General features: G+C 34.1%; 12 protein-coding genes. 7 read left to right on the top strand and 5 right to left on the bottom strand.

The annotated features are described in order from the left end of the window. Positions 1-112 precede the first annotated feature (112 nt). The 4 genes from nagB to ACHRVL_RS07540 all read right to left on the bottom strand — a co-directional run bounded on the left by nagB (position 113) and on the right by ACHRVL_RS07540 (position 5,594). The gene (gene nagB, locus ACHRVL_RS07555) at positions 113-2,041 is read right to left on the bottom strand and encodes a glucosamine-6-phosphate deaminase (protein WP_129053640.1); all 1,929 of its coding nucleotides are present in this window, start codon (positions 2,039-2,041) and stop codon (positions 113-115) included. Between the two features lie 32 nt (positions 2,042-2,073). Further along, positions 2,074-3,447: a sugar MFS transporter gene (locus ACHRVL_RS07550; protein ID WP_370431817.1), complete on the bottom strand. Its 1,374-nt coding sequence runs from the start codon at positions 3,445-3,447 to the stop codon at positions 2,074-2,076. A gap of 173 nt (positions 3,448-3,620) precedes the next feature. Then, entirely contained in the window at positions 3,621-4,493 is an 873-nt protein-coding gene (locus tag ACHRVL_RS07545; protein ID WP_395411581.1) for a sugar phosphate nucleotidyltransferase, read from the bottom strand. A 9-nt stretch (positions 4,494-4,502) separates the two neighbouring features. Then, a complete protein-coding gene (locus tag ACHRVL_RS07540) occupies positions 4,503-5,594 on the bottom strand; it encodes a mevalonate kinase (protein ID WP_395411580.1) in 1,092 nt (363 codons plus the stop codon). A 231-nt stretch (positions 5,595-5,825) separates the two neighbouring features. On the opposite strand from ACHRVL_RS07540, the gene ACHRVL_RS07535 reads away from it, so the two are divergent. Then, positions 5,826-6,863: a LacI family DNA-binding transcriptional regulator gene (locus ACHRVL_RS07535; protein ID WP_395411579.1), complete on the top strand. Its 1,038-nt coding sequence runs from the start codon at positions 5,826-5,828 to the stop codon at positions 6,861-6,863. Between the two features lie 231 nt (positions 6,864-7,094). On the opposite strand, the gene ACHRVL_RS07530 is transcribed toward ACHRVL_RS07535, so the two are convergent. Continuing rightward, positions 7,095-7,733 carry a sugar-binding protein gene (locus tag ACHRVL_RS07530; RefSeq protein WP_395411578.1) on the bottom strand — a complete coding sequence of 213 codons (639 nt, stop codon included), beginning with the start codon at positions 7,731-7,733 and terminating at the stop codon, positions 7,095-7,097. Between the two features lie 700 nt (positions 7,734-8,433). Between ACHRVL_RS07530 and ACHRVL_RS07525 the strand changes: the two genes are divergently transcribed. The 6 genes from ACHRVL_RS07525 to ACHRVL_RS07500 all read left to right on the top strand — a co-directional run bounded on the left by ACHRVL_RS07525 (position 8,434) and on the right by ACHRVL_RS07500 (position 21,930). Further along, entirely contained in the window at positions 8,434-11,532 is a 3,099-nt protein-coding gene (locus tag ACHRVL_RS07525; protein WP_395411577.1) for a SusC/RagA family TonB-linked outer membrane protein, read from the top strand. Between the two features lie 38 nt (positions 11,533-11,570). Then, positions 11,571-13,082, top strand: coding sequence for a RagB/SusD family nutrient uptake outer membrane protein (locus tag ACHRVL_RS07520; RefSeq protein ID WP_395411576.1), 1,512 nt, complete (start codon positions 11,571-11,573; stop codon positions 13,080-13,082). Between the two features lie 97 nt (positions 13,083-13,179). Continuing rightward, positions 13,180-14,592: an aryl-sulfate sulfotransferase gene (locus ACHRVL_RS07515; RefSeq protein WP_395411575.1), complete on the top strand. Its 1,413-nt coding sequence runs from the start codon at positions 13,180-13,182 to the stop codon at positions 14,590-14,592. 11 nt (positions 14,593-14,603) lie between these two features. Then, a complete protein-coding gene (locus ACHRVL_RS07510; protein ID WP_395411573.1) occupies positions 14,604-15,596 on the top strand; it encodes a c-type cytochrome in 993 nt (330 codons plus the stop codon). 39 nt (positions 15,597-15,635) lie between these two features. Then, positions 15,636-18,641 (top strand): glycoside hydrolase domain-containing protein, encoded by a 3,006-nt coding sequence (locus ACHRVL_RS07505; protein ID WP_395411571.1) that lies wholly within the window; start codon positions 15,636-15,638, stop codon positions 18,639-18,641. Positions 18,642-18,834: 193 nt separating this feature from the next. After that, positions 18,835-21,930 carry a DUF5107 domain-containing protein gene (locus ACHRVL_RS07500; RefSeq protein WP_395411570.1) on the top strand — a complete coding sequence of 1,032 codons (3,096 nt, stop codon included), beginning with the start codon at positions 18,835-18,837 and terminating at the stop codon, positions 21,928-21,930. Positions 21,931-21,935: the final 5 nt, after the last annotated feature.

Raw genomic sequence — 21,935 nt, 5'->3', positions numbered from 1 at the left:
CTCCCAACCGCTATCGGGATAAAAAAATTTCGCCACGAATTCACGAATTAAGTTGAGTATAATTCGTGAATTCGTGGCGAATAAAAACTTAGAATCTAAGAACCTTAGTTCCTTAGTAATGCCATCTCACAAATGCTTCCATAGCTGCGTAAGTTGCCAAACCTAATTGGTGGTACAAAGCTGCTGTTTCTGCATTTCTGTCTTCAGCTCTCTGCCAGAACTCTCTTGCATCTGTTCCTTGAAAAACAACACCGTCTTTTTGAGATTGGTGCTTGAAGATTCCGTGACGCTTTGCTAAAACTTGGTCTGGACTCATTGGCACAGCCATTTCAACCTCGTCAATTCCCCATTCCTGCCAAGCTCCGCGGTATAACCATAACCAACAGTCATCCATGAATGATTTTGGTTTTAAAGCTTTTACTGCTTCAAAAATAGCATCTAAGCAAACTTTATGAGTTCCGTGTGGATCTGCTAAATCTCCTGCTGCGTAGATTTGGTGCGGTTTAATTTTTTCAATTAAATCCATTGTTAACTGAATATCTTCCTGTCCAATTGGTTTTTTCTCAATTGTACCTGTTTCATAAAACGGAAGTTCCATAAAATGAATCTGTTCGTCTGGCAATCCAACAAAATGACTTGTTGCTCTCGCCTCACCTTTTCTGATCAATCCTTTAATGTAACGTACTTCAGGAATATCAATTTCACTATTCTTTTTATTCTCTAAGAATGTTTGTGCTTTTTTGTAGATGTTATCAGCCTCTTCGCTTTTGATTCCGAATTTTTCATTGTAATCAATTACGAATCTTGCAAAACGCAACGCTTCATCATCAGCAACAGCAATATTTCCAGAAGTTTGATACGCTACGTGCACTTCATGTCCTTGCTCTTGCAAACGCATAAAAGTTCCTCCCATACTAATGATATCATCATCTGGATGCGGGCTGAAAATTAATACACGTTTTTTAGCCGGCTCTGCTCTTTCTGGGCGATTTGAATCGTCCGAATTTGGTTTCCCGCCTGGCCAGCCTGTAATTGTATTTTGTAATTTATTAAAAATCTTAATATTAGTATCGTATGCTGGACCTGAATCAGCTAATAAATCGCTCATTCCGTTCTCGATATAATCAGCATCAGTAAGCATTAAAATTGGTTTTTTAAGATCTAATGCCAATCCTAAAACTGCTTTTCTTGTTAATTTATCAGTCCATTCAATTTTCTCAACAAGCCAAGGTTTGTTGATTCTTGTCAGTTTTGAAGATGCTTCTTTATCTAAAATAAAAACTGCATTATTGTGTTCTTGCAAGAAAGAAGCTGGAACACGATTTGTAACTTCGTCTTCAACTGATCTTTTTACAATATTTGCTTTTCCTTCACCCCAAGCTAATAAGATAACTCTTTTAGCTTCCATGATTTTTTTAACTCCAAGTGTAATTGCAGTTCTTGGTGTATTATTTAATCCAAAAAAATCTTTGCTTGCTGCTACTCTAGTAATATGATCTAAAGCTACTAAACGTGTTTTAGAGTTTTGAAGCGAACCTGATTCGTTAAAACCAATGTGTCCGTTTCCTCCAATTCCTAAAATCTGTAAATCGATTCCGCCTAAAGCTTCAATTTTTGCTTCGTATTCGTGGCAATAGTCAGCAATTTGTTCTTTAGTTAAAAGTCCGTCAGGAACATGAGCGTTCTCAGGTAAAATATCGACATGATCAAAAAGTAATTCTTTCATAAAACGAACATAACTGTTGATAGAATTTGGCTCCATTGGGTAATATTCATCTAAGTTGAAACTGATTACGTTTTTAAAACTCAAGCCTTCCTCTTTATGCAATCGAACTAACTCTGCATATAGTCCTTTTGGAGAAGAACCTGTTGCAAGACCTAGAATACAAGGTTGATTTTCTTTTTGTTTCGATTGAATTAAAGCTGCAATTTCTTGAGCAACTGCTTTTGAAGCTTCGTTCGAATTTTCAAAAACAACTGTGTTGATGTTTTCGAATCGCTTTTCGAAACCTGTTGCTTTGTCGATTTTACTTTTTAACATGATATAGTAGTTTATTTTAATTTCTCATTAATTTACCAACTTCTATATTTATGACCTTTTACTGCATAAAAAAGAATCATTAAATAAGATGGCAGCAGCATTAAATAAGCAATTTGGTTTCCACTTTTAGAAACCGCCTGCGTTCCATCTGCGATATTTGATGCGTTTATAGTTTCTGTAATCAGACCGTAAAACAAAGGAAAGATCGCACCGCCAATGATACCCATAATCAAAATGGCACTTCCTATTTTAGTATATCCGCCTAGATCTTCAAGCGCCATTGGCCAAATTGCAGGCCAGCAAAGTGCATTTGCCAAACCTAGTAATGCTACTAAAAGTATTACAACTGGCAAATTTGGAACTCCCGGCAATTGTACCATTATATTTGGCGAGATCAAAACGATTGCTAAAACCAAAATTATACCTAAAACTCCTGACGCTTTTAAAGCAGTTACCTGAGAAAGGTATTTTGGAATTAATGATATTCCTAAAATATATCCCACAACCATTGCCGACATTGTAAATGAAGTTAATTTTAAATAAAAATTCCCTTCATCACCATAAACTCCCAATTGTTTTCCGAAACCTCCGATAGAATCTCCAGCTAAAACTTCGGCTGCTAAATAAAGCATCAAAGTTACAACTCCTAATACTAATTGTGGGCGTTTGAACGCGTTTTTAATTTGCTTAAAAATACTCAAATTTGTTATATTTCCATCTTCATCAAGATCAATTTCAGGAAGCGGCGATAATTTTACCAATATTGCAAGAACAACTATTATCAAACCCATATAAAGATATGGTGTCTGTAATTGCAAAGCTAAAGCATTTAAAGCGTTTGCTTTTGAAGCGGAATCCAACAGCGCAATTTTATCTGCAGTAAAGTCCTGCATGTTTGACAATACTAAGGCTGTTAATATAATTGGCGCAACAAAACCGGCCATCTTATTTGCAATTCCTAAAACACTGATTCTTGCGGCTGCACTTTCTCTAGGTCCTATTACAACTACATACGGGTTAGCTGCGGTTTGCAATATCGCCAAACCTGTTCCCATGATAAATAAAGCGATCAAAAACAGTAAAAAAGTTCTGCTTTCTGCAGCTGGGTAAAACATAAATGCTCCAGCGGCAATGATAAGCAATCCTAGTGAAATCCCATTTTTATAACCTACTTTTTCGATTACCCAAGAGGATGGAACTGCCATTACAAAATAGGCAATATAGAAAGCAAAAGTTACAAAATAGGCTTGAGAAGAGGTTAATTCGCAAGCTAATTCAAAAAACGGAATTAGCGGTCCGTTTAACCACGTTACAAATCCGAGAATAAAAAACAAAGCGGTCAGAATGACCATTGGAATAATTGCACTCCTTTTGTTTATTTGTATGGCGCTTTCAATGTTTGACATAATACTTTTGGGTTGATAGTTAATAGTTTTTTTTATTTTCAACCTAAATTTAGTACCAACACTCACAATCGGTATGCGTATTTTATGCATTTTTATGCATTTTTTTTGCATTGCAAAAGTAATCTAATATGTTGTATTCTGCCCTAAATTAGATATAAATTTTTTGTTAATTTTTATTGCCAGTCTAAAACTGGATAATACTTTTTAAGATATTCTTTTACTTCTGCAATATCTTCTTTTGCGGTTAAATCGGGAACATGTTCTGAAAATGGAATTCCTAATGTTGTTCCCGGGTTTTCTTTTACAGAGTTCAAAAGTACTGTAGGAAGCTCTTTTTCATCACGTTCTGGATTTACAGGGCAATTTTTAAGATGCGTATACAAAGTACTTCCGTTAAATTTAAAAGCATTCATACTTACTCTTATTTTTCCATCAACGTCTTTATAATTTTCTAAATCTGCCGCTGTTGGTTTCTCTAGAATATCCAATAATTGATTATTTTCATCTAGTTTGGCAATTGCAAAACGCGAAATTCTTTCAAGCGGAAAATCAAGTGCATCACGATCGTAACTGATAAATGCGTTTGGACTATTTGTTTCGCGCAGTGCTCGCAAGGCTTCTGCTGAATATAAATTATCACTGTTGCAAACTGAGTATTCTTGCAAATTTAATTCAGGAAACTGCATTACGGCTTGAAACAAAGCATCAGCAGTCCCAAATGGTTTTATTCTTCCTTCAGGAATATACTGTACTGCAAATGAAATATTGAGTCCATGAAAATCATTATCTACATTTTTACTTCCGTAAAACTCTTTAAACAGCTCTCCCTGCTCTCCAATAATAATATAGATATTTGTATAACCTGCTTTTTTTGCATTTAATAAAAGATAATCTAGTAAAGGTCTTCCGCTTGAACCAACACCTATTAAACCTTTGCTTCTTTCATTTGCTTGTGCTATTTCTTCGGGTGATAAATTGTCTAAAACTGCTTCTTTTTTCATACGGGATGATGCTCCGCCCGCAAGAATAACTAAATTGTTGTGCATACTTATTTTTTAAATTTCGATATTTTCTATAGTTCTTACTCCTGGATCTACATTTACAGCATATGCTTCCTGTGCTCCTGCGTTTAAAATGGCTTCGATTACAGCGTTTTCAATTTGCGGATCTGCAATTACTACAATACTTCCGCCGCCGCCAGAACCTACAATTTTGGCTCCGTAAGCACCTGCTCGCAAGGCAGCATTAATCATAGCATCAATTCTAGGAACTGTAATTTTTAATAAATCACGTAAAACTTCGTGATGCTGATTCATTAATTCTCCAATTTTTTTAAGATCTAAAACTGGTTTTTCAAACTCTTTTAAAGCTTCTTTTGTGTAGTGATAATTTTTAAGAGCGGCTTCAAAAAACGGAATTAAACGATCTGGCAGACAATTTCGATAGCGATCAAAGTCTTCTATTTTTGAGGCATGCAGATCAAAATCAGGGAAATTTTGTTTAACAATACCTATAGACATCAATGCATTTCCTTTTATTTCTCCAATCAAACCAATTGTTTCTTTAGGAACACCAGAAACTCCTGTAATCAAACCTTTCAATCCTGTTCCGATAATTCTATAAGAAAAAGGTTGTTTTGTATTAATATACACGATGTTCCCTACTCCAATACTAAAATGATCCATCATTCCGCCCGGTTCTCCATGTTCTAAAACTTCAGATTCATATCCTAATTTCGACAGGAATTCAGGAGTCACTTCATGATCAATTCCGAAGGCATCGATTAAAAAACGAATCCAAGCCATTAATAAGGCTGATGAACTTGAAGTTCCAGAGTTTATCGGAATATCGCCGGTAATTGTAATTGTATAACCTGTGTTTGGCACACAACCATATCTGCGCAGTACGCGCAGTGATGAAGCAAAATAATCACGAGGCTCTAGTTTCTCAAAAGCAGCGTTAATATCAATGGTTCTAACTTCATCAATGTCGATCATGTTTAGAACAAAAGTATTGGTGCTATTTTGTTCTGCGGTTAGTTTTATATTTCGATCTATTGCACAGGCAATAACCGGCAATCCTAAATAATCTTGATGATCTCCAAAGAGACATGTCCGACCTGGGGCTAATGAAGTAATTTTTTTCATTTAAAAAGAGTCATTAAATCATTATACAACAATAGTTTATAATGATTTCTTGGTTATGGATATTTTTTTGATTTTCAATTTTAACTCCACAAAACTATCGATTATATTTTTATAAAACAAGTAAAATTAAAAAAATGTGCTCGAACACACTTTAAAAATGTCCTCGAGCACACTAAATAATTATGACGTGCTATTTTAAATAATCAAATCAAAGTTTCTATATTTGCTTATATGGATAAAAAGTACACAATTAAGGATATTGCAAAAATGGCAGGAGTTTCTAAAGGAACTGTTGACAGAGTCTTGCATAACAGAGGGAAGGTTTCTCCTACAGCACTGGACAAAATAAACGAGGTTTTGAATGTGATTAACTATGAACCTAACTTAATTGCCCGTAATTTAAAAAATAATAAGATTTATCGTATTTGTGTTTTACTGCCTGATCCAGAAATAGATCCGTACTGGCTGCCATGTGTAAACGGCATTCAAGATGCAAAAACTGAATTTAAAGCTTACAGCGTTATTATTGAAACACACTATTTTAATCCTGAAAGTACTAAATCATTTTTAAGCACTAATGAAAAAATCATCAATCAATCGCCTGATGCGGTTTTAATAGCGCCTTTATTTCATAAAGAAACTCTTGAAATTATTAAGCAGTATGACGAATTGAATATTATGGTTAATACTTTTAATAACCAGGTTGAATCTTCTTCGATAAAGGGTTTTGTTGGACAAGATTTATACAAAAGCGGTCGTGTTGCTGCCAGTTTAATGAATTTGATTTTACCAAAAGGTCAAATTGCAATTATACATATTGACGAAAGCCTTAAAAATGCAGTTCACATGCAGAAAAAGGAACAAGGTTTTAGAAATTATTTTGAAGAGAAAAATCTTTCTGATTTCACTTTAACGACTTTAAAATTAAAACATTCTAACATCGAGACTAAATTCACCGCTTTTTTAGAGGAGAATCCTAATTTGAGCGGCATTTTTATCACGACTTCTAAAGCGTATCAAATAGCTTCTCTATTAACTTCTGCAAAAGATAAAAAAATCGCAATTATTGGTTATGATTTAATTGAGAAGAATGTAAACTTCTTGAATAAAGGTTTGGTTCATTTTTTAATTCACCAAAATCAAAAAAGACAAGCTTATTTAGGTGTCAGTACTTTAGTCGAACACTTTTTATTTAGAAAAGATATTCCTGAAACTATTTTACTGCCTATCGATATTATTAATGTCGAAAATGCTTCATTTTACGCTTAACCCGTTTTATCGCAAAGACACTAAGTTTTTTTTAATCATATAAACACTAAAAATTTAAGCCGCTAAATCTGTAAACCAAAAATGGCTCGCAAATTTAGCAGCTTAAATTTTTTTTATTTTAAAACCTTTGAACCTCTGTCTCTTTGAATCTTTGTCTCTTTGAATCTTTGTCTCTTTGAATCTTTGTCTCTTTGAATCTTTGTCTCTTTGAATCTTTGCCTCTAAAAAAAACTATTTCATCAAAATAAATCTTCCAAAAGAAGAAGCGATATGAAAATTAGGCGTTTCGGTATTTGGATTTACCCATGAAATCCAAGTTGGCTCGTATGCGCCATTTTCTACTTTAGAAAATTTAGCTCTATATACACCGGTTTCAATTATGTTATTTTGAATTAAATCTAATTCTTCAAGTGATTTTATACTTATCTTACCTTCAACTGTAAAAGACTTTTCATCTTTTGATGCTTTTAAGTGTAAATTATCTTTTGGCCAATTCCAATTAAAATCAAACTTCCTGTCTGGGTAAGCCTCAAAATCCATTGTTCTTGTTTCAGTATCCATTTCCAGACAATAATAAGGACTTAGCTTCTCATTTTTTCTAAAAAACAGCTCCACTCTATCTGAATTTCCGATACTATCAATACTGTCATCTTTTTTATCGATATAAACATCAGTATCAAAAACTCTAAAATTAAAAAATAGATTCTCTAGATCCCAACAAGCTCTAAATTCAATTTTAGAAATAGAATCACTTTTCCAAGGAGAACAAAAATCAGTCAAACAGTTTGCTTTTTCCCAAGTCTTAAAATCTAAAATTTTATCAGAATTTTGCTCTTGTTTTTCTACTAAAATTACTTGATATTCTTTCACAATTGTATTTCTTAAAATTTGTTAATTTTTTATTTTTTCAAAAGCCGAAAATGACACAAAAAAAGGTCACTATTTTTCTCTTTTTTTCAGATCACTAAAGTAGTTTAAAATTCAAGAAAAAAACACAACTGAAATAAAAATAAAATTGCCTAAAATTATTTTAAAGCAATAAGAAAAGCCTGATGAATTATTATTTACCTCACATTATCATTACGAATTTCATAAAGTTTTAATAAAACAACACCAACAATACACCCAAAGAGCCTTGTCAAGTAAAAAACCCTCAATTTTACTGATCTTTTTAATCGCTGCTTAATTTGTAGATATTCCATCTTTTTAAGTAAAAAAAAATGTTTTATGTAATTTTATGTGCTCGAGAACATTTTTTTTATGTGTTCGAGCACATTTTTTATGTTTTTTCTTGTTTAGTAAAAATATAATCGATAGTTTCGTTATATAATAATCTTAAAAATAAGTTAATTAAAATGTTTTTTAAGCATTTTTCGCTCTTAAAAAAATGACCAAAAACGGGTAAAAACTCCAAAAACATGTCAAAAGTAAAGGGTGTATTTATAGCAGAAAAACGACTCAATTATAATTCAGAAAAAGAGTAAACCTAAATTTAAAATCAAATAAAAAGAAAAGAAAACCTACAAAACAAAAAGCAAAATTTTTATTAACCAAAAAACCAATTAAGAGTATGAAATTATTAACCCAAAAAAAACCTAGAGACTTTCGGATTAACAATTTATCCGGGAAAGAAATTAAACTCACGATTCTTTCGTTGTTAGTTTTCACATTTCAAGCTTCGGCAGCAACTCCTGTAAATGTGTTTTCTAAAACCAATACTTCGTTGTTTTTTGAAAAAACGGTAAAGGGTAAAGTAACAGATCAAAACGGACTTCCCCTGACAGGTGTAAACGTAACCATAAAAGGCACCAAAACGGGTGTGCAAACCGATGTTGACGGAAGTTTTGCAATTACAGTTCCTGATAGTGCAACCAAACTTATTATAACATACATTGGTATGGAAGACCAAGAGGTAACAATAGGAAGCGCACCTCTAAAAATTGTTATGAAGGAAGCTGGTCAAAAACTAGAGGAAGTTGTTATTGGATATGGAAAAGCCAGAAAAAAAGACCTTACTGGTTCTGTGAGCTCTGTTGGAAAAGACAATTTAAATTTAGGAGGAACTATTGCCAATGTTGGACAAGCTCTTCAAGGTCGTGCCTCTGGAGTACAAGTACAGCAAAATAGTTATGCTCCTGGAACTACTCCAAATGTTGTGATTAGAGGAGGAAATTCTATTAACAATTCAAATGGTCCGTTGTATGTAGTTGATGGTTTCATTACAAGTTCAGGAGGTTCTATCAGTCCAAACGATATTGAAAACATTCAGATATTAAAAGATGCCTCTTCTACTGCTATTTATGGTTCAAGAGGAGCAAATGGTGTAATCTTGATTACGACTAAAAAAGGAAAATCAGGTAAAATGCAGGTTGAAGCAGAGATTTCTGATGGTTTTCAAAACATCATTAATAAACCTACATTACTAACTGGTCAGCAATTTGTTGATATTCAAAATGCAATTCAACTTGAAAACGGAAGACCTCCTCTTTTTCCAGCGAGTCTTCCTGTGGCCAATACGAATTGGTTTGATGCAGCAACACGCCCAGGTGAAGTACTAAACAGATCTCTTACTTTTAGCGGAAGCGATCAAACATCTAAATTTTTTCTTTCTGGAAATTACATCAAACAAACCGGAGCCATTGAAAATACTGATTTCGAAAGATACAGTGTAAGAATGGGAGGCGAAAAAAGATTTAACAGCAAATTAAACATGGGTACCAATTTTTATGGTGCCGCGACAGAAGGAAACAATAGTGACTTTGGAGATAATATTCTATCGCCAATGTTTTCAATTCAGACAGCCTATCCTAATCTACCTATTTATAATGCTGACGGAACTTACAATAAATACTTAGGTAAGGATAATGCATTAGCCCTTTTATTAGAGCCAACCGATCATGTTATTAATAGAATGGTTAATGGTAATATGTTTTTAGATTATGAAATCATCAAAGGTCTAACGTATCATTTTGGTGCGGGTGCTGAATGGCAAGAAAACATTCAAGGAAAATATACACCAAGAACTTTAACTGCAGGAGCTGCTTTGAAAGGAACTGGTTCTGAAGAAAACAAAACTTATTTTAGATGGAGTACGGAACAATATTTAACCTATAAGTTTAATATTAAAGAACAGCATGCTATAACAGCAATGATTGGTACTTCTAATCAAAAAGATACATACGAAAGAATGAAAGCTTCTGGATCTGGATTTTCTAGTGATGTATTGACTTACTATAATTTACAAGGTGCTGAAGTGTATTTGAAACCAGAAACACAAAAATTAGAGACAAAATTAACTTCTTATTTTGGAAGGTTAAACTATGCCTTTAACGATAAATACTTAGCTTCTTTTACGCTGAGACGAGACGGTTCTTCTCGTTTTGGACCAAATAATAAATACGGAACATTCCCTTCTGGTGCTATTGCATGGAAAATCTCTAACGAACCTTTTATGCAAAAATTAGATAAGATTTCTGAACTTAAATTAAGAGTAAGTTACGGTATTACAGGAAATGATGGTATTGGAGATTATGCATACATGAACACACTAAAATCTTGGGGCGCAACAATTGCTCCTGATAGTTTCGTAGGTGCTAATGAACCTGAAAACTTACCAAATCCTAATTTAAAATGGGAAGAAACAGCGCAAACCAATATAGGTTTAGACATGGGATTTTTAGACAGTAAAATAACGGCAACGATTGATGTATATAAAAAGAGAACTACTGATGCATTGATCAGAGTTCCTGTTGGCGGATGGTGGGGTTTTAACAATCAAACCATGAACTCTGGAGTTATTGACAACCAAGGTATTGAACTTGGAATCACCACTACAAACTATAGAAATGATAAATTTCTGTGGACAACTTCCTTGAACGTTGCCTACAATAAACAAGAAGTTATATCTCTAGCTGATAATGTAAAAATTATTAGTACTAATACGTCTAACCCAAGCGGAACGGTTTCTGGAAGAGAATTCACAAGATTAGAGCCTGGAAAAGAAATGGGAGTATTGTACGGATTTAAATATGCCGGCGTAATCAAAACTGGAGAAGTTTATGCTCCACAGCCTTTATCTAAACCTGGAGATCCAAAATATGAAGATCTTACGGGAGATGGAAAAATCACTGCTGATGATAGAACATACTTAGGAAATTCTACACCACATTATATTGCAGGTTTCAACAATGATTTTAGATTTGGAAATTTTGATATGAATATCTTTTTTCAAGGAGCTTTTGATTATTCTGTTTATAATATGACAAAAATGGTAGGAGAATCCAGCACAAGCACAGACGCTCTAAATCGTTGGGTAGCTGGAACTAATGAAAACACAGATATTCCAAGAGACGGTTACTACAAAAGTACTTATGGCAGTTACGTAAATTCAAAATTTGTTGAAGATGCATCTTACATTCGTTTAAAAAATGTTTCTATCGGATATTCCATTCCAGAAAGTGCATTAAGACAAGTAAAATTTATAGACAATATTAGATTGTATGCTATAGGACAGAATTTATTGACCATTACAAATTATTCTGGAAACGACCCTGAAATAAATGGACATACAAGCAGCTCTACAGCGCAAAACATTGGTGGCGGAATTGATTTTAACTCTTTCCCAGCTTCTAGAACGTTTATTTTAGGCATAAAAGTGACTATTCACTAGTCTAAAAAGCTTTTTTAGTAACATTTAAATTTATTAAAATGAAAAAACATACAATATTATTACTATTACTAGCGGCTGGAGTACAATTTTCCTGTAACCAGGATCTTGAACCTACGGTATATAGTAGTTTGACCAATACCAATGGGTATCAAACAAAGTCAGATGCTATTGCTGCAGTCAATTCCGTTTATGGCAGACTAAAAGGTCCTTCTGTAGGCGATAACTATTCATACTGGGCAACAAGACACTTTGCTCTCACCGATATTGCTACAGATTTAGGTCATTGCCAATTTGGTGGAGATCCGGGACAATTATCATTAGGAACTTGGAATTCTAGTAACGGATTGCTTCAAGAAGATTGGAATGCCATGTATAAATTGATTGCCAATGCAAATAATGCGATTTTTAACATTGCAAAAATGTCTGGGATAACTGCTGCCGAAAAGGCTCAATTTATTGCTGAAGCCAAATTTTTAAGAGCATCTTCATATATGGATTTAACGGATGCTTGGGGACCTGTAATTTTAATTACGGAAGCTAACTTAAGAAATCCAGGTTATTTAGAACAAATAGCTCCGTCATCAGTAGAAGAAATAGATGCTTTCCTGATCAAAGAATTAAATGAAGCTGCAGATGTATTGCCTTTAAATTACCAAAATAATCCAATTTATGGTACTAATGATGTAGCTCGTGCTACTAAAGGCGCCGCACTTACTTTATTAGCGAAGTTATACTTACGCAGTCATGATTGGCAAAAAGTAGCAACACTTACGCAGCAAGTAATGAACTTGAATCAGTACAGTCTTTATCCATCATATTTAGGATTATTTAAAGAAAGCAACAAATGGTGCTCAGAAAACATCTTTTCTTCTCTTAGTGATGCTAACGTAAATGGAACAGAATTATTGAACCATTTTGGACCTACAGATCACCCAGTTGTACAAAACAGATGGCAATATTATACAGTAAACTGGGATTTCTTCAATACATTTGGTAATGAAGATGATAGAAAAAAATGTTTCTTTCCAGAGTTTATGGGATCAGATGGTTTATTGCACAAACAAGCACCAACTTTGGGTGCGCAGCCGCCTGCTGGCGTACTTTATATGCCGGATGTAGCAACCAGAAAATATGCTGATGATGAAACCACAACCTATTATGATGGTCATAGTGTGAATATTTTACGTTATGCAGATGTATTATTGAGCAGAGCTGAAGCCTTAAACGAGATCAGCGGTCCAACATCTGAAGCTATAGATCTTATTAATCAAGTAAAAGGAAGATCACATGCAAAACTATTAGTGCTGTCAGAACATACTCAGGCTTCATTAAGAGATGCTATTTTACAAGAAAGAGGATGGGAACTTTTTTATGAAGGAAAACGTCGTGCTGATTTAATCAGAATGAACAAATATGATGTTCTGGTAAATGCTTATCACCTTAGAGTTGGTGAAGCGGCACTTATCAAAATGCCTCAAAACAAATATTATACTTACCCGCAAAGTCAAGTTGATCTTAATCCAAAATTGAGTAATGCTGACAGGCAATAAATAAATTTTAAATCAGGAATAGGCAGTTAAATCAGCTGTCTATTCTTGATTTTTTATACAAAAGCACTTTTCTGTTTCATTCAAAAAAGCCTTTATAATGATCAAAAAACTAATTTTAAAATGGAGCTTTATTTTGGCAGTACTTGCATTGACAAGCTGTTCTAAAAAACAAGGCAATTATATCACAAATATCAATATTGGGACTCATAGCAACAACGAATTGAAAATTCAAATCGATGTTACTACGAATGACGATGTACAGGTATATGCCGAATATTGGACTGCAAAAAATGGAACTAAAAACAAGATAATTTCTCCTATTTCAAAAAAAGGGCTTTCACATTCTTTAGTACTTCTTAATATAATTCCTGAAACTGACTATAATTTTAAATTAATTACAGTGCAGGGAAAAGAAAAAGACAGCAGTAAAGTATACAATTTTAAATCACGAAAACTGCCGGAATGGCTGCAGAAAAAGTTCAAAGCAAATAGTCCAAAACCAGAGCTTTTACCGCAAAACTTCAAAAAAGGGTTTATGCTTATGGCTAAAAGAGAAACTCCAGGAACAGCATTTATTGTTGATTACAAAGGAAATATTAGATGGTATCATACAGTAGAAAATACTGGTTTTAAAGTAACGCATTTCACAAAAGAGCAAACTATACTTTCTATTCTAGGAACCAATGATGAGCCTACAAGTTATGGCAGTGAAATTCTAGAAATTAACCTGCAGGGCGATACTTTAACGCATATTAAAAAAGGACAAGGCGATCTAAAACAAGTTATCCACCATGAAATCATAAAAAAATCAGCAAATGAGATTGTTACTTTATTTGTTGATGCTAAAATAACAGACTTATCTGCAATTGGTGGAAAAAAGAGAGACACTATAAATGGTGATGGAATCCTGATTCTAGACAAAAAAGGAAAACAAATTTGGAAATGGAGTGTTTTTGATGATCTCGATCCAATGAAAGACAAAGCTTTATTGAAAACTAAAAAAGACTGGATGCACGCCAACAGCCTAAACTATGATAAAGATGGTAATTTTTTAATCTCTTTTTACAACAACGGACAAATCTGGAAAGTCGATTCTAAATCTGGAAAAGTAATTTGGAAATTAGGAAGAAACGGCAATATGAAAATGGCTAAGGATAGCGATTTCTCACAGGCACACGCTGCACACATCAACCAAGACGGAAGTTTAATGTTTTTTGATAATGGTGTAGACAAAAAGCAATCATCAGTTTTTGCGATTAAAGTAGACGAAAAAAACAAAGCAGTACAGCTCGATTTTCATGTAAACCTGCCAAAAGATATTTACAACGATAGAATGGGAAGCGCCTATATGATCAATAAAGATCTCATATTGGTTTGCTGTTCCAAAAGACATATAACGGTTTTAACCAACAAAAAAGGAGTATTACTTTGGGCTTTAGAGTCTGAAATACCTCCTTATCGCGTACAATTTATTCCAGAAGAAAACATGAAACCTTTTCTTTTAAATTAAAAATTCTAGTCATGAAAAAAATAATTCTTATTGGTCTCTTTTCAGCATTGCCAATGATTCTTTTCAATTCTTGCAATACTTCAAACTCTCAGACTTTGGCAGCCAAAACGACTGCTGATGATGAAGGTTATATTACCATTGATACTTCTAAAATTCCAGATGATGAATTTGGAGAATCTGTACGTTATGGCCGCGAATTGATGCTGAAAACGGCTTATTATATTGGTCCAAATGGTATTAATGGAAAATATTTAGGCAACAAAATGAATTGCACCAACTGTCATCAAGATGCTGGTACAAAACCTCATGCCTTCAATTTAATGTCATCACATGATAATTATCCGCAATATCGCGGACGCGAAAACAAAGTTCTTACACTTGCTGAACGTGTAAACAATTGTGTAATGAGACCACACTCAGGAAAACCGCTTCCGCTTGACGGAAAAGAAATGGTTGCCTTTTTATCCTATTTTAAATGGATCAGCAAATTTGTTCCAAAAGACGGACAATTTAAAGGTGCGAAAAACTTAGAAATTGAATTTCCAGATGTTGCTGCAAGTCCAGAAAGAGGAAAAGCTTTGTTTGCTGAAAATTGTGCACGCTGCCACGGAAATAATGGCGAAGGAATCTATAATGCAGACAAATCAGGCTACACCTACCCTCCTTTATGGGGAAAATATGCTTATCAGCCCGGCTCAAGTATGCACCGCGTTATCAAACAAGCACAATGGTTAAAAAGTAATATGCCGTATGACAAAGTAACTTTAGGAAAACCATATCTTACAGATGCCGAAGCACTCGATATTGCTGCCTATGTAAATGATGATGCCATTCATGAAAGACCAAATCCTAAAACGTTAGATTATCCTAATAAAATGGGAAAACCTATTGATTATGCTCACAGTCCTTTTAGCGACAATTTCTCTGAAGAGCAGCATAAATATGGGCCATACAAACCCATTATTGCCTATTGGAAAAAAAACGGATGGAAAGCCGTTTACTAAATAATAAAGCACACTTTTTAACTTGAACATAAAAACACAATGAAACTAAACCTAAAAAACAACGAAATACTAAGCAGCATATTGATTATGTGTCTTTTCATTTTCAGTATTCCATTGACTGCACAAGTAAAATATACAGACGGCAACGACAGCTGGAATCCTAATTTACTAGGAAATCATCGTGTTCTTGTTAACTTTTCTGGAACAGGAAATATCGCTAAAACTACTATAGAATGGCGCAGAAGAGATGAGAAACCTGAACTTAAAAAAATTATTGTTCAAGATGCCGCTGGTAAAGAAATTCTTAATGTAAAAACAGAAAACATCAACCGAGAAAACGGAACAATTTACTTTGAACCAATTTCTGGTAAAGGAACTTATTATGTTTATTATATGCCTTACATTGATGAAGGCACAGCCAATTATCCAAAAGGAATTTATGCTAAAGCAGAAAACAAAGCAGATGCGCAGTGGATTTCTAAAATAAAAGCAGGTCTAAAAGACAATTGTACTATTACAGAAATTCAAAGTGTAAATGCTTTTAACAGCTTTTATCCAATGGAAGTAATTGCAACAGCTGCTGAAACGTCTGCTATTATTGCTAAAAACAGCGGCAGTACTTTTCTTGTCTTCCCAGAAGATAGACTGCACTCCATTCGAATGAAAAATGATTTACCACAACGCTGGATTGAAAAAGGTATACAAAACAATTTTTCTGATACGGCAAAGAAAGGCGAATATTTAGCTTTTCAATTAGGAGTATACGCTCTTGCAGATTTAAAAAATGTAAAAATATCTTTTACGAATTTAGTCAGTACAAATGGAGCGACAATAGAAGGAAAAGACATCAGCTGTATCAATACTGACGGAACAAAATATGACGGCACTCCTTTTACCAATACTGTTTCTATTTCAAAAGGAAAAGTTCAGGCAATGTGGTGCGGGATTGATGTTCCACAAACTGCTGCCGCTGGAAATTATACCGGAAAAGCAACTGTTACCGCTGACGGAAAATCTACAGCAATCACACTTCAAATAACAGTAACTAATGAAGTTACTAAAAACGGAGGCATTGACAGTCCTGAAAAAATGACGCGTTTAAAATGGTTAAATTCTACATTAGCTCAAGAAAATACCGTAATTGCACCTTATACTCCACTAGTAGTAAAAGATACTGAAATTTCTTTATTAGGTCGCAAACTAGCTTTAGGAGCTAATGGTTTTCCAACTCAAATTCAGACTTTTTTCACGCCAGAAATGACAACTGTCACGACAAAACCAAATGATATTTTAAGTGCTCCAATAACATTCCATTTTATAGATGCAGCAGGAAAAGAATCACTGCAATGGAAAAATAATGGTTTAAAATTCACTAAAAAAGAGGCCGGAACCGTATCTTGGGAAAGCACATCTACATCAAAATCAGTTCAAATGGATGTAAATGCTGCTATTGAATTTGATGGTTTTTTACATTATACCGTTAAGGTTACCGCTTTAGAAGATGCTTCATTCAACGACATTAATTTTCAACTGCCAATGCAGCTAACATCTGCAAAATATATGATGGGACTTGGTCAAAAAGGTGGTGATCGTCCTGCATCTTTTGACTGGAAATGGGACGTTGCCCATAAAAATCAAGATGGCGCTTGGATAGGAAATGTAAATTCTGGATTGCAGTTTTCTCTAAGAGATGAAAAATACAGCCGTCCGCTAAACACTAATTTCTATTTACAAAAACCATTATTATTACCTGCTTCTTGGGGTAACGAAAACAAAGGCGGAATCACTATAACACCAAACCAAAAATCGGTTTTAGTAAACGCATACAGTGGTGCTCGCAACATGAAAAAAGGAGATGTTTTGTATTACAACTTTACTTTACTGATCACTCCGTTTCACACCATCAATACGGATTTTCAATGGGATAACAAATTTTATCACAAATACAGTCCAATCGATTCAATTGCCAAAACTGGTGTAACGGTAATCAATATTCACCACGCAAATGCTATCAACCCTTACATCAACTACCCTTTTATCGAATTTAAAAAGATGAAAAACTATATTGATGAAGCGCATCAAAAAGGTTTAAAAGTAAAAATCTACAATACCGTTAGAGAAGTTTCGAATAAAGCTTACGAGACTTTTGCTTTAAAAAGTTTAGGACATGAAATTTATTCTCCAGGAAAAGGCGGTGGATTTTCTTGGCTGCAAGAACACGTAGGCGATGATTATATCGCAGCTTGGTTTGTGCCTGAAATTAAAGATGCGGCAATAGTAAACAGCGGCATGAACCGTTGGCATAACTACTATGTAGAAGGAATGAACTGGCTAACACAAAATGTTGGTATTGATGGAATTTATCTTGACGATGTTGCTTTTGACAGAATCACAATGAAACGTATTAAAAGAGTTTTAACCAAAGACGGTCACCCAGGAATTATCGATTTACACAGTGCGAATCAATACAACAAAAGCGATGGTTTTAACAATAGTGCCAATTTATACATGGAACACTTTCCGTACATCAATAAACTATGGTTTGGAGAATACTTTGATTACGAAAAAGGACAACCTGACTTTTTCTTAACTGAAGTAAGCGGAATTCCTTTTGGATTAATGGGCGAAATGCTGCAAGATGGAGGAAATCCTTGGAGAGGAATGGTTTACGGAATGACAAACAGACTTCCGTGGAGTAATAATGCTGATCCTAGAAATATTTGGAAATTATGGGATTCTTTTGGAATCAAAGGTTCTGAGATGATTGGATATTGGAGTGAAAACTGTCCAGTAAAAACAAGTAATGATAAAGTTCTAGCAACTGTTTACAAAAAGAACGGAACAGCATTAATTTCTATTGCAAGCTGGGCTGATAGTGATGTAAATGTAAAATTGAACATCGATTGGAAAAAACTAGGAATAAATCCTGCCAAAGCAACAATTACGGCTCCAGAAGTTATCAATTTCCAGCCTGCAAAAACTTTTACTGCAAAGGATGAAATTCCAGTAGCAAAAGGAAAAGGATGGTTATTGATTGTTAAATAAATAACGGTAATAAACAATTATATCGTACTATTTGTCATTCCGAGAAACGAGGAATCACACAAGAAATTCCGTATAGAAAATCGTCAATCTTTGTCGATTCCCTAGTGTGATTTCTCCTCCGTCGAAATGACAAAAATGCGAGAAAACAACCTAATTATCAGGCAAAAATAACCACAATAAAACAGCTCTCCATATGAAACTTAGACCATTTTTATCGATTTTACTTTTTGGAAGCCTCTTTGTCAACGCACAAAATAAACCAACTATCAAGGAATACAAAAAGGTGTTTACAACCTATCCTTTTTCAGATCCAGATCCAATTCCTAAACCAGATACAAAAGTGTATCCATACTATCGTTTCGATGGTTTTACAGATAAAGCTGTGCAAAAGGAATGGAAAGTTGTCGAACTTGAAAACGATTATATTAAGTTGACAATTCTGCCTGAAATTGGCGGAAAAGTGTGGTCTGCCATAGAAAAATCGACTGGAAAAGATATTGTTTACAACAACCATGTTATCAAGTTTAGAGACATTGCCATGCGCGGTCCATGGACAAGCGGAGGTGTTGAAGGAAATTATGGTATTATCGGACACACTCCAAACTGTGCAACTCCTGTAGATTACACCACCATAACTAGAGAAGACGGCAGTGTAAGTTGTATTATAGGCGTTTTGGATTTACTAACCCGCACTTCATGGAAATTAGATATTAACTTACCTAAAGACAAAGCTTATTTTACAACCAATTCGTTTTGGTTTAATTCGACAGAATCTGAACAGCCGTATTATACTTGGATGAATACAGGAATTAAAGCCGCAGGAAATTTACAATTTATTTTTCCAGGACAAAGCTACATTGGTCATAATGGAGAACACAACGAATGGCCAATTGATAAAAAAAACGGCAAAGATTTATCGTATTATAAAAACAATGATTTTGGCGGTTATAAATCGTATCATGTTTTTGGGAAACACAATGATTTCTTTGGCGGTTATTACCATGATGAAGATTTTGGAATGGGAAGATATGGCAATTATGATGATAAACCGGGGAAAAAAATCTGGATTTGGGGATTGTCACAGCAGGGAATGATTTGGGAAAAACTGCTTACAGATACTGATGGTCAATATGTAGAAGTGCAAAGCGGCCGATTATTTAATCAAGCAAGCGAAGGCAGTAATTTAACTCCTTTTAAACAACGTTCTTTTGCACCGTATCAAACTGATTCTTGGACAGAATATTGGTTTCCTGTAAAACAGACTAAAGGTTTTGTAAAAGCCAATAATTATGGCGCTGTAAACGTAAAAAATGAAAACGGCTGGCTGAAAATCTATTTCTCTCCACTTCAAAAATTAAATGAAAAATTGGAAGTTTTTGATAATGGAAAAAAAGTCTATTCCAAAGATATTTCAGTTAATACTTTACAAGTATTCAAAGATTCTATTCAAGTTGCAGTTGATCAAAACAAATTAAGATTGACAATTGGAGGCAATAAACTCGTTTGGAATTCGGCACCTGAAGACGGAAACCTAAATCGTCCTTTAGAAGTTCCAAAAGATTTTGACAACAATTCAATGTACGGATTATATCTGCAAGGCAAAAACTACATCAGTTTTAAAGATTATATAAAAGCCGAAGAAATGCTGAACGAATGTCTGAAAAAGGATCCTAACTACGCTCCTGCTCTTTCTGATCTTGCAGTATTGCAAATTCGCAAATTTCAATACAAAGATGCAGTCAAATCAGCTGCCAAAGCTTTAGCCATAAATACTTACGATCCTGCTGCAAACTATTATTATGCACTGGCAAATATGCATTTAGGAAATAATGTCGATGCAAAAGATGGATTTGATATTGCTGCCGCTAGTGTCGAATATCGAAGCGCTGCTTATACTGCTTTAAGTCAAATTTATTTCATCGAAAATGATCTAACAAAAGCCACTGAATATGCTGAAAAAAGTTTACTCAATAATCAGAACAATCTAGAAGGATTACAGCTTTTAGCCGTTATATATCGTTTACAAAACAATAAAAATAAAGCTGATGCAACCTTGAATAAAATAAACAATGTTGATCCGTTAAATCATTTTGCAGGATTTGAAAATTTTCTTTGGGCAAATTCAGATACTGCAAAAATGAATTTCACTTCATTGATAAAAAACGAAATGCCAGAGCAAACTTATCTTGAATTAGGAATCTGGTACCAGCATCTGGGCCGCAAGGACGAGGCTTTAAAGGTTTTCTCGACAGCGGCTCCAAGTGCTGAAATTATTTATTGGAAAGCATTTTTAGAAAACAAAGCCGTTGATTTAAGTAAAATTCAGCCCGGACTTAGTTTTCCATTTCGTCATGAAACTGCAGTTATACTCGAAGATCTTATTAAGAAAAATGAACAATGGCAGTTAAAATATCATTTGGCTTTAATTGAGTGGAATCGCAATAATCTTTCAAAAGCAAAAGAACTCTTCAATCAATGTGGTTCTAAACCTGCTGACCCGGCTTTTTATGCTGCAAAAGCATCTTTAATGAAAGATAATCCTGAAATCCTAACAGCAAGTTTACAACAAGCTTTAAAACTAGACAATCAAGGATGGAGATATAATAAGTTATTAGCTGAACATTACATCAGTTTAAAACAATATGACAAAGCACTTGCCATAACAGAACCATTTTATAAAAAGCATAAAGAGAATTATTTAATGGGAATGTTGTATGCTAAAACCTTACTTCTTAATAAAAAATACAGCGAAGCAGATGCCTTTTTGACCAAGTTAGAAATCCTTCCGTTTGAAGGTGCAACTGCAGGAAGACAATTGTATCATGAAGCTAAATTGATGCAGGCTTTAGCCGAAATGAAAAGTAAACAATACAAAAAAGCATTACAGCTAATTGCTGATGCCAAACTGTTTCCAGAAAATTTAGGTGTTGGAAAACCATACGACGAAAATATCGATGAAAGATTAGAAAACTGGATGGATTATCAATGTTATACAAGTTTGGGTAATACAGAAAAGGCTAAAGAATCGTTGCAAAAAATCGTTTCTTTTAATCCAAAGATTGACAATACTGTTATGAATTTTTTACCTGCAAATCAACTTATTTCAGCTTGGGCTGTTGAGAAAACTTCTTCAACAAAAAAAGCAGAAGAATGGATTCGAAATCAGGCCAAATTATATCCTGAAAACAAAATTGTTCAATGGAGTTTACAAATGTATACTCAAAAACAATCGGATATTTTAACAGCTGATGAAAAAGACGGCGAAGTTAGAATTATCGAAAAGCTTTAAAAAAT

Origin of the sequence: Flavobacterium sp. FlaQc-28 (genome assembly GCF_044007415.1) — a bacterium.
Classification (GTDB): domain Bacteria; phylum Bacteroidota; class Bacteroidia; order Flavobacteriales; family Flavobacteriaceae; genus Flavobacterium.
Note: the sequence above shows the minus strand (reverse complement) of the source record. Positions and strands in the feature narration are given on the sequence as shown.

What these genes read in the sequence shown, in the direction of transcription:
- nagB (WP_129053640.1), bottom strand. Translation starts at nt 2,041, where the DNA reads ATGTTAAAAAGTAAAATCGACAAAGCAACAGGTTTCGAAAAGCGATTC.
- ACHRVL_RS07550 (WP_370431817.1), bottom strand. Translation starts at nt 3,447, where the DNA reads ATGTCAAACATTGAAAGCGCCATACAAATAAACAAAAGGAGTGCAATT.
- ACHRVL_RS07545 (WP_395411581.1), bottom strand. Translation starts at nt 4,493, where the DNA reads ATGCACAACAATTTAGTTATTCTTGCGGGCGGAGCATCATCCCGTATG.
- ACHRVL_RS07540 (WP_395411580.1), bottom strand. Translation starts at nt 5,594, where the DNA reads ATGAAAAAAATTACTTCATTAGCCCCAGGTCGGACATGTCTCTTTGGA.
- ACHRVL_RS07535 (WP_395411579.1), top strand. Translation starts at nt 5,826, where the DNA reads ATGGATAAAAAGTACACAATTAAGGATATTGCAAAAATGGCAGGAGTT.
- ACHRVL_RS07525 (WP_395411577.1), top strand. Translation starts at nt 8,434, where the DNA reads ATGAAATTATTAACCCAAAAAAAACCTAGAGACTTTCGGATTAACAAT.
- ACHRVL_RS07520 (WP_395411576.1), top strand. Translation starts at nt 11,571, where the DNA reads ATGAAAAAACATACAATATTATTACTATTACTAGCGGCTGGAGTACAA.
- ACHRVL_RS07515 (WP_395411575.1), top strand. Translation starts at nt 13,180, where the DNA reads ATGATCAAAAAACTAATTTTAAAATGGAGCTTTATTTTGGCAGTACTT.
- ACHRVL_RS07510 (WP_395411573.1), top strand. Translation starts at nt 14,604, where the DNA reads ATGAAAAAAATAATTCTTATTGGTCTCTTTTCAGCATTGCCAATGATT.
- ACHRVL_RS07505 (WP_395411571.1), top strand. Translation starts at nt 15,636, where the DNA reads ATGAAACTAAACCTAAAAAACAACGAAATACTAAGCAGCATATTGATT.
- ACHRVL_RS07500 (WP_395411570.1), top strand. Translation starts at nt 18,835, where the DNA reads ATGAAACTTAGACCATTTTTATCGATTTTACTTTTTGGAAGCCTCTTT.